At 38.6% G+C, this 8,022-nt stretch carries 7 protein-coding genes and 1 rRNA gene; 5 read left to right on the top strand and 3 right to left on the bottom strand.

The features are described from left to right. A 23S ribosomal RNA gene (locus tag EHR01_RS08130) occupies positions 1-288 on the bottom strand; the annotation flags it as partial. 1,136 nt (positions 289-1,424) lie between these two features. On the opposite strand from EHR01_RS08130, the gene EHR01_RS08125 reads away from it, so the two are divergent. The 3 genes from EHR01_RS08125 to EHR01_RS08115 all read left to right on the top strand — a co-directional run bounded on the left by EHR01_RS08125 (position 1,425) and on the right by EHR01_RS08115 (position 4,943). Next, positions 1,425-2,453: an LA_0442/LA_0875 N-terminal domain-containing protein gene (locus EHR01_RS08125; RefSeq protein ID WP_135694175.1), complete on the top strand. Its 1,029-nt coding sequence runs from the start codon at positions 1,425-1,427 to the stop codon at positions 2,451-2,453. 11 nt (positions 2,454-2,464) lie between these two features. Continuing rightward, the gene (locus EHR01_RS08120; protein ID WP_135694174.1) at positions 2,465-4,183 is read left to right on the top strand and encodes a hypothetical protein; all 1,719 of its coding nucleotides are present in this window, start codon (positions 2,465-2,467) and stop codon (positions 4,181-4,183) included. Between the two features lie 61 nt (positions 4,184-4,244). Next, complete coding sequence (locus EHR01_RS08115; RefSeq protein WP_135694173.1) at positions 4,245-4,943, top strand: HipA family kinase; 699 nt, start codon at positions 4,245-4,247, stop codon at positions 4,941-4,943. Positions 4,944-4,973: 30 nt separating this feature from the next. Here the strand turns inward: EHR01_RS08115 and EHR01_RS08110 are convergent, their stop codons facing one another. Further along, positions 4,974-5,888 (bottom strand): alpha/beta hydrolase, encoded by a 915-nt coding sequence (locus EHR01_RS08110; RefSeq protein ID WP_135694172.1) that lies wholly within the window; start codon positions 5,886-5,888, stop codon positions 4,974-4,976. A 127-nt stretch (positions 5,889-6,015) separates the two neighbouring features. Between EHR01_RS08110 and EHR01_RS08105 the strand changes: the two genes are divergently transcribed. Next, on the top strand, positions 6,016-6,633 hold the full coding sequence (locus EHR01_RS08105; RefSeq protein ID WP_244310024.1) for a CsgG/HfaB family protein: 618 nt from the start codon (positions 6,016-6,018) through the stop codon (positions 6,631-6,633). A 23-nt stretch (positions 6,634-6,656) separates the two neighbouring features. Further along, positions 6,657-7,130, top strand: coding sequence for a Dps family protein (locus EHR01_RS08100; RefSeq protein WP_208652744.1), 474 nt, complete (start codon positions 6,657-6,659; stop codon positions 7,128-7,130). 72 nt (positions 7,131-7,202) lie between these two features. On the opposite strand, the gene EHR01_RS08095 is transcribed toward EHR01_RS08100, so the two are convergent. Further along, the gene (locus EHR01_RS08095; protein WP_135694171.1) at positions 7,203-8,006 is read right to left on the bottom strand and encodes an alpha/beta fold hydrolase; all 804 of its coding nucleotides are present in this window, start codon (positions 8,004-8,006) and stop codon (positions 7,203-7,205) included. Positions 8,007-8,022 lie beyond the last annotated feature (16 nt).

Raw genomic sequence — 8,022 nt, 5'->3', positions numbered from 1 at the left:
AGCGATCCAGATCTGTAACGTAGTCAGAGGTTTAGGCTCATCCGCTTTCGCTCACCGCTACTGACGGAATCGAGGTTTCTTTCTCTTCCTCCAGGTACTAAGATGTTTCAATTCCCTGGGTCTTGCCCACATTGCTGTGTTACACGGTTTAGCCGTGTAGGGTTCCCCCATTCGGAAATCGACGGATCAAAGCTTGTTTACAACTCCCCGTCGCTTATCGCAGCAAACCACGTCCTTCATCGCCTTCTAGTGCCTTGGCATCCACCGTACGCCCTTAATTACTTGACCATATTACTCTTACGAATAATATCCTAAAGTTTTTTTGTTCGTCTTTTTTGATGAACCATACATGACTCGGCATCTGTATGGCCCTCGGCGCATTGTTTGTTTTCTTTACAATGTCGTATATATGTTGTCAAAGAACGAATGTTTCCCTACAGACTAATCACCCAGGAGTATTCTCGTGGAAAATTAAAATGTCGGTTATTCGTTTTGCTTTCGCAAAGGAAGATCTTCCTCTCCCTCCGCCCACAGTCGCCTGCAAGCTACCGGTTTCATGGTTCGTTAAAGAATCATGCGGTAAAAACCAAAGTAATTTCAAAACCCAAGCGGTCAACAAGCTTTTATAAAAAAGTTCGCAGTTCATGGAAGAAAGATAAGATTTTTTTATATGATTTGTGGTTCGTTAGTAGATGTAATGAGACATAATTCGGATGGTGGATGCACAAGGGATTGTGGCGGATAACGGAGTATAGGCGATTGCAGGTAAGCGGCTAATGTAAGATAGATGGTACAGGCGAACGGTTGTTTGTTTGAAAGGATTGGCTCTCCTCTCCTGCTTGCGCACAGATTTGCAAAAGGCGAACTTATTGAGAGTTTTTTTTGGAAAGAGCGATTGTTAGTTGGAATTCTTTAGCTTTTGTGATAGAAGGAGCTTATTGGGTGGCGGGTGGATTACCCCACCCAGTTCGATCAGGGCGGGGAAAGTTTACTTTCTAATAACGCACGTTAAACTGAAGATAACCAAAACCTTCACGTGATGTCTGGCCGTAACTGACTGAACTAGGGTTTATTGGTAAATAAATAAAGATAGTTCCTCACACTTCCCATCATTTTACCAAGCGCTCAAAATCTCACCGATTCATCTGCTTATTCCTACCTGTACAAACATAGGGCAAACTAGTATGCCTACCAACGAAAAGGAAGAAAAGATAGGCCCACTAGTTTTCAGAGCAGTTGCCTGGGATTTGTTTTCAATTTTGCATTTCAACTGAAACAACTTGGATTGAACAAAAAACTCATTTTGACACGAAAAAAGAATAAAACATGCATACCACCATTCACCAATTAATCCTCCCAAAATTCTCTTGCAATTTCTTGAATCAATGTAAGATTTTTATGAATCTATATTAATTCTGCATTATATGAAAAAAACACTTTTAATAATATTTCTGTGCCTTGTGACCCTTCCCCTATTCGCAGTCAATACTGTCATTCTAAAAAATGGGAAGACAATAAAAGGGAAAGTTACCGACCAAAATGAACGAGGACTCACTGTGCAAACCGCAGAAGGATCACAAATCATTTCTAAATCCCAAATTTTAAAAGTTGTCTATAAAGACGTGAGCGAACAAGAAGCCGAAAAAATTCGAATTGCAGAAGAAAAAAAATTACGAGAAAAAGAAGAAAAAGAAAAAGCGAAACTTGAAAAAGAAAGACTTCTTGCAGAAGCAAAAGAACAGAAACGTCTGGAAGAAGAAGCAAAACTTGCGGAACAAACAAGACTCGCTGAAGAAAAAAACAAAGAAACACTAGCGGAAAGAGAAGCGAAAGCGGAAGCAGAATGGCTCGCAACAAGAAAACTAGGTCCCTCTCCGGCAGCAGCCCAATGCGGAGGCCGGCTAGCTTTGATTTGGCGATCTGCGTTAATCCCTGGATGGGGCCAGTATTGTGGTGGTTATACTGTATCAGCTGGGACCTTTGGTACTTTATTTTTTGGCACTCTTCTCTATTCACTTGGGCCTCTACGCACCGAAGAACAAAATGCAAAGTCCCATTACGATACAATGGTCTTACTCAACCAAATCGGAGGACCAGGCACCAGATTCAATGCACAAAATGTGAGTTTGCCTTCTGAATTTATTGGAGGATTTGTTGAGACTTCCATTACGGAAGATCTAATCACAAAAAGTAAAAACAATGCCAAAGAAGCAAATATCAAATATTTGGCTGGCCTCGGAACAGCAGGTATCATTTACATCACTAATGTCATCCATGCCTATATGATTGGGAGAGACCGGTATCCCGATCGCCCTTCTGTCAGCACTGGAGGCAAACAAATTAGAGAAGGTTTCGACTGGGATTCTGGTTGGGATAGACCATATTCCATCACGGGCATTCGACCACAGATGAATTCAGTGTATGCAGAAGTTCGTTATTCAATTCTATTTTAAGGGAAATCCAAATGAAAAAGACATCCATAACAATATTCATTCTTCTTTTCACATTCCATTGCAGAATCTTCAAACCTTCTAGTTTAGACCCCGCAGAAGACCTCGGTTCTTTACAATCTATGTTAAGATTATTAAGTTTAGCCGATGCCTTTAATACTTACAGCCAAACTGTTGTTTTTATGAAGTTTACCGATCCCAGTGGAAATCCATACATCAACGGGGTCGTCACTTATTCTGTTTTTAATGAAGCAGACGAAAATGGAACCATCCCTTCCCAAAATGGAGAATCAGGGAATGTTCAATCCTATACAGTCACTCTCGATGCCAATGGTCGCGGTTTTTTATACTTTAGCGAACGTGGGATTGCGAATCTCTCCGTTGCCACTTCAGGAGGAACTCTTGTCGGTGCAGCCAGCTTTCGCATCTACAACGGAATCACCAAACAATCATTTTCTTTATTAACACAAGGAGGAATTGTTCAATTCATTTTAGAAGATATTGCCAATTATCGAAATCGTTTGGCCACGAACATTTCTTTTACTTCTCTCGGGTCAGTGAACGGAAGGCAGTTTATTTATTTAGAAGTTCTAACTTCCTATGTCTCCCCTAGTCAAAATACTTCCATCGGATACATTGCATCCTCCTCAGATGGAGAGAATTATGATTTGGTTACAAAAATTGACGGGGTAACCATTGAAAAAGGGGTAGGCTATGAGGTAGTATTAAAAATATCAAAACCGGTTTTTAATGGATCAGAATATGTATTTTTTCTTGCTGAAGAAAAACATGATTTTGCTGGTCCTCCACCAAATATACTTGGATTTCGTAACTTAGCCTTGCGGATTCCTGCATTTTTTACACCTAACTCTAGTGTGGTGACAGGACTTACACTAGACCCAACATTTTTTTTGTATCGACCAGACAATTTTCCATGGATTTATCCAGCGTTTTATTTTGGCAATGGTCGGTATCTCATTTCGCCGACATTCTATAGCGCGGTAGAAACAAAACCGATCCTCCTGAATGCTGATTTTTCAGTAAACCAAGATTTAAATTCTAGCTATAGCTGTAACCTTGCTAATTCAATTGTAAACTCAGTCGGCTTTCAAATCGTGTCTATCGGTGGAACTGAATACCTTCAATGTCCAAGTTCATCTTTAACTTCCCCTATTCAGGTAAGAAGTATTGAAGGGAATACGATAAGCAATCGTGTTGTCATTTTCGATGGAACCCAGAATTTTGAATCACTTCCTGTTTTTGTCAGAGGGAAATTTGTTGCCACCTTTGGCACTGCACCTATTGGTTATACATTCAATGCAGATAATTACTCATTACCAAACCCAATTTTGGTAAGAAATGCCTCGCCAATTTCAGGATTCAATTCTTCCATTATTAATTCAGGCACTAGTGGAATTCTGAGAACTGTCAAAAGTTCTGGGAACGCAGATTATTTTATCCTTTCGAGTAATCCTACTTTTTCAACACCTACCATCGAAATTTTTCGTAGCACAGATTCTTTAGCAAGCGTTACTCTATTACCAGGATTTCCAGGAACATACAGCACGGGGATTTCCAATGCAGAACAACTTCAATCGGCCAATGGAAAATTAAACTACAGCTATGCAATCTCCGCAGGTACTGGCGTTGGTTTTTTCCCAATTTACCTCACTCGATTCACACAAGATGATGGAAACTGGGAAGCTCTACCTAGATTAATCAAAATACGCTAAAATCAATCACCTATCTATCGATAGGTGAAATTATCAATAAGAATCGAAATTCCTTTACCTTATGTTGGAAGTAACTAAAATTCTAGAACTCTATAAAGGAAGTTCGTTTCCTACAAAAATCAAAGCAAACGATGGGAAAACATACATTCTCAAAATGAAAGGAGCTGGGAACGGAGTAAAAAGTCTAATCCAAGAGTTTCTCGTCAATCGAGTTTGTTTTTCTTTAGGGTTCAATGTTCCGAATGTATACCCCATTCTCCTTCCTGATGAGTTCCCATGGGATTTTGGAACCGATGAATTCGATGATTTAGTAAAAAAGAGTTTTGGTTTGAATTTAATGTTGGATTGTATTGAAAATCAAATAGAAACGCAAGAATTAGAACCGAACTCAATGAGTGTAGAAATTAAAAACCAAATAGTGGCAATTGATTTCTTTTTCAAAAATTTCGATAGAACCAAACAAAGTAATAATTTTTTAAAAGATCGAACTGGGAAACTTTGGATCATTGATCACGGAAGCTGTGAATTTTTAAATGAATCCATCATGGAAGAGTCAAAAACACTCCCATCCAATCATATCTTTGTATCGGAAACCATTCAAAACAATCGATATCTTTCCCAAATCATCCAATTTGATTTTCAAAGGATAATTCAAGAAATCCCTCAATCATGGGTAATAGAAATTGGGCTAAAGGAAAAAGATATCTTCTTAATTTTAAACAAACGAATCCACTGGATCTTATCTAAATTTTATTTATAAAAAATAAACCCGATCATCCTTCAATGCATATCACTTAGGGAAGGAAGTATGTTCTTTTAGAAAAGAATTCACTATGGATTCATATTCACTCGGGCGAACGTCAATCGATTTACAATGATTAGCTCCCCAATCCGTTTCCACCAATTGTTTATGATTCGATTTTAAATTTTGAAAAATTTCCTCAGAATGAAAAACCGGGGTAATCTCATCTGTCTTCGAATGAATCAAAAGTACCGGCAAAGATATAAATTTTGCTGCTTTTTTAGGAGAGACTTCATCCACAAGAAAATCGGCACGAAGTTCAGCGAGAGAAAGGGCTATGGGAGAAAGAAACAATACCACAGGTGAATACAAATCCACTGCTCTTTTTTCTACAATCGAACGCATATCCATAAAAGGGGAATCCGCAATCACAAATGCAAAGTCATTTCGTCCTTCTGCATATTGTAATGCCGTTGCGGCACCAAACGAAGCACCAAAAATTCCAATCTGTTCTTCTGGAACTGTACTAATCTCAGAAAAGAACTCAATGGCCCTTTCTAAATCAATTTTTTCATAAAATCCGTACGTTCCGTATTCTCCTCCACTTTCACCATGATGACGAGCATCATAGAGGAACAAACTGCAACCTCGTTTCCAAAACAAAGGAGCGTATTTCAAAACACCGAAACGAGTTCTTGTATGTCCGTGGAGCAAAACAACACCACATTTTTTCTTTTTTGGATTTTTGAAATACCAACCACGCAAACGAAGATTTCCGTTTTGAAATCGAATGGACTCTGGTTCAGGGAGTCCAAAATCAGAAATGGAATTGATCTTTAATTTCGTCTTATCTTCTTCTAAGGTAGTGACGGGAAAGGAGACAATGGAAGATGAAAAATAATAACCTGCACCTAGCAAAAAAAAGGTGAAAACAATGATAAACGTACTGAGAATCTTTTTCATTAAAGGACCTAGTTGGAAAAATCTAGGAGAGACCACAATTGGAAAAGCGAATTTTCCAAAATGCCTGTTTTTGAACCGAAAAAGAATTGCCGGTTTGCGATCCTTCCATCATTTCTTAAGGAAATCTATGAAACCATATTTAGCGTGCTTAGCCCTCCTCCTTTGCCTATCCTTTGCAAATTGTCGCACTATGGATGCTGCTGTCCAATACCCAGAATCGGGAAAAACAGATTTGGGAATTTCAAAAGTGGCAGTTCTGCTTTTTGACATTGAAGAGGCCAAATGGGGAGATGAATTCACCGATGCAGTCTCTTTGCAAATTGCAAAATTACTTCCAATCAAAGTAATCGAAAGAGAACAACTTTCAAAAGTAGTAAACGAACAAAGTTTTTCTAAAACTGGAATCATCGATACACAAACAGCCGTTCGATTGGGAAAAGTGCTTGGTGTGGATGCCTTGATTTTTGGTCGAGGATCTGCACTCAAAAAATACGATGAAAAAGGAAAACTCATCCCCAATTTAGTGGATACAGTTTCCCTAAAAATAGTTCATATAGAATCAGGCCAGGTCATCGTCAATGCCCGTAAAAAACCAGGAGCAGATTGGACCATAGGAAAATTAATCCAATATAGTTTAGGACTTGGGCTCATCTGGAGTCGTGAGGACATTTTGTTAACCACCAGCCAATATGATTTTGTTGCTGAAAGTCTAGTAGAACGAATCGTTTCAGAACTAAAGAAATAATACATAGTAAACCAAAAGGATAAATGATGAAAATTAATATTGGAATCCCAGAAGAAGAAAGAAGTGCGATCTCAGAGTCTTTAAAAAAACTTTTAGCAGATACGTACACTTTGTACCAAAAAACTCATAGTTACCATTGGAACGTAACGGGGCCAATGTTTCAAACTTTGCATATTCTGTTTATGACACAGTATACGGAACTTTGGAATGCAATTGATCCCATTGCTGAAAGGATTCGATCACTTGGATACTATGCACCAATGGGTGGTTGGGAATTCGCAAAATATTCTAGCATCGCAGAAGACAAAGAAGTTCCGAAAGCCCAAGAGATGATCAAACATTTAGTGGAAGGAAATGAAGCAGTGATTCGTACAGCGCGAGCCGCCTATGCACCAGCTGAGAAAGGAAACGACCAAGCAACATTGGACTTACTCACACAACGTTTGGACATTCACGAAAAAACAGCATGGATGTTAAGGTCTTTACTGGAAGATTAATCCTTTTTTTGACCTGGCTTGTATCGTCTCACTAAACAACCAATCTCCAACTTCTTTTTCAATTTTATTGTTTCAGTGGTTGGAGATTTTCGATTGAAACCAATTCTTTAAAATTTCTAAATACTCTGCTTGATGGGTATAATGAATATAATGTCCACCTCCCAAAATACTTTCCATTGTTAAATGAGAAAAAGTATCCTGAATTAAGGTTTCATCCGTATCCTTAATATAGTCTGAAGATCCCCCGAGAATAAAAAGAGTATTTGTGTCGGAAGATATCTTTTCAGGAAAAGGATGATCAAAAACTCGCCTTGCCTGATTCAGTCCTTCCACATTGAGTTTCCAACGATACTCACCCGAATCTAACCTTTCCAAACTCATTTGTAAAAACTGACGAATAAAGGTATCCGGTAAAAATTTTGCCATCTCAGTATCAATTTGAGTCCGCGAAGTGAATCCTTCCAAGGGAAAAGACATAGACTGGATTTCCTGATCATATCCAAAAGGATAGGACCTTGGTGCAATGTCTTGCACAACCAAAGCATTCAAAACGCAGGGATGAGTAAAATCAAAATACATTGCCACAAGCCCACCCATAGAGTGACCAAGTAAAATCGGATTTTTGATTTGGTGGTCCAAAATGAATTCTTCCAAATCCTCTGACATCAATCGGATAGAGTGTTCAGAAGCATGGGGAGAATCTCCATGGTTTCTTTGGTCAACAGTATAAACTGAACCGAAGTTTGATAAAAACTTTGCCACGGTCACCCAGTTTTTTGATGAACCGAATAATCCATGTAAGATGATAATATCACCTAAAGATTTTTCATTCTCTGAATTTTGCTGGAATGGATACAGTTTGTAACTTAATTTCACAAAAACCTCTACCAAA

Source organism: Leptospira mtsangambouensis, from assembly GCF_004770475.1.
GTDB classification, from domain to species: domain Bacteria; phylum Spirochaetota; class Leptospiria; order Leptospirales; family Leptospiraceae; genus Leptospira_A; species Leptospira_A mtsangambouensis.
The sequence above is the reverse complement of the archived record's forward strand: the minus strand, read 5'-3'. Positions and strand labels throughout refer to the sequence as shown.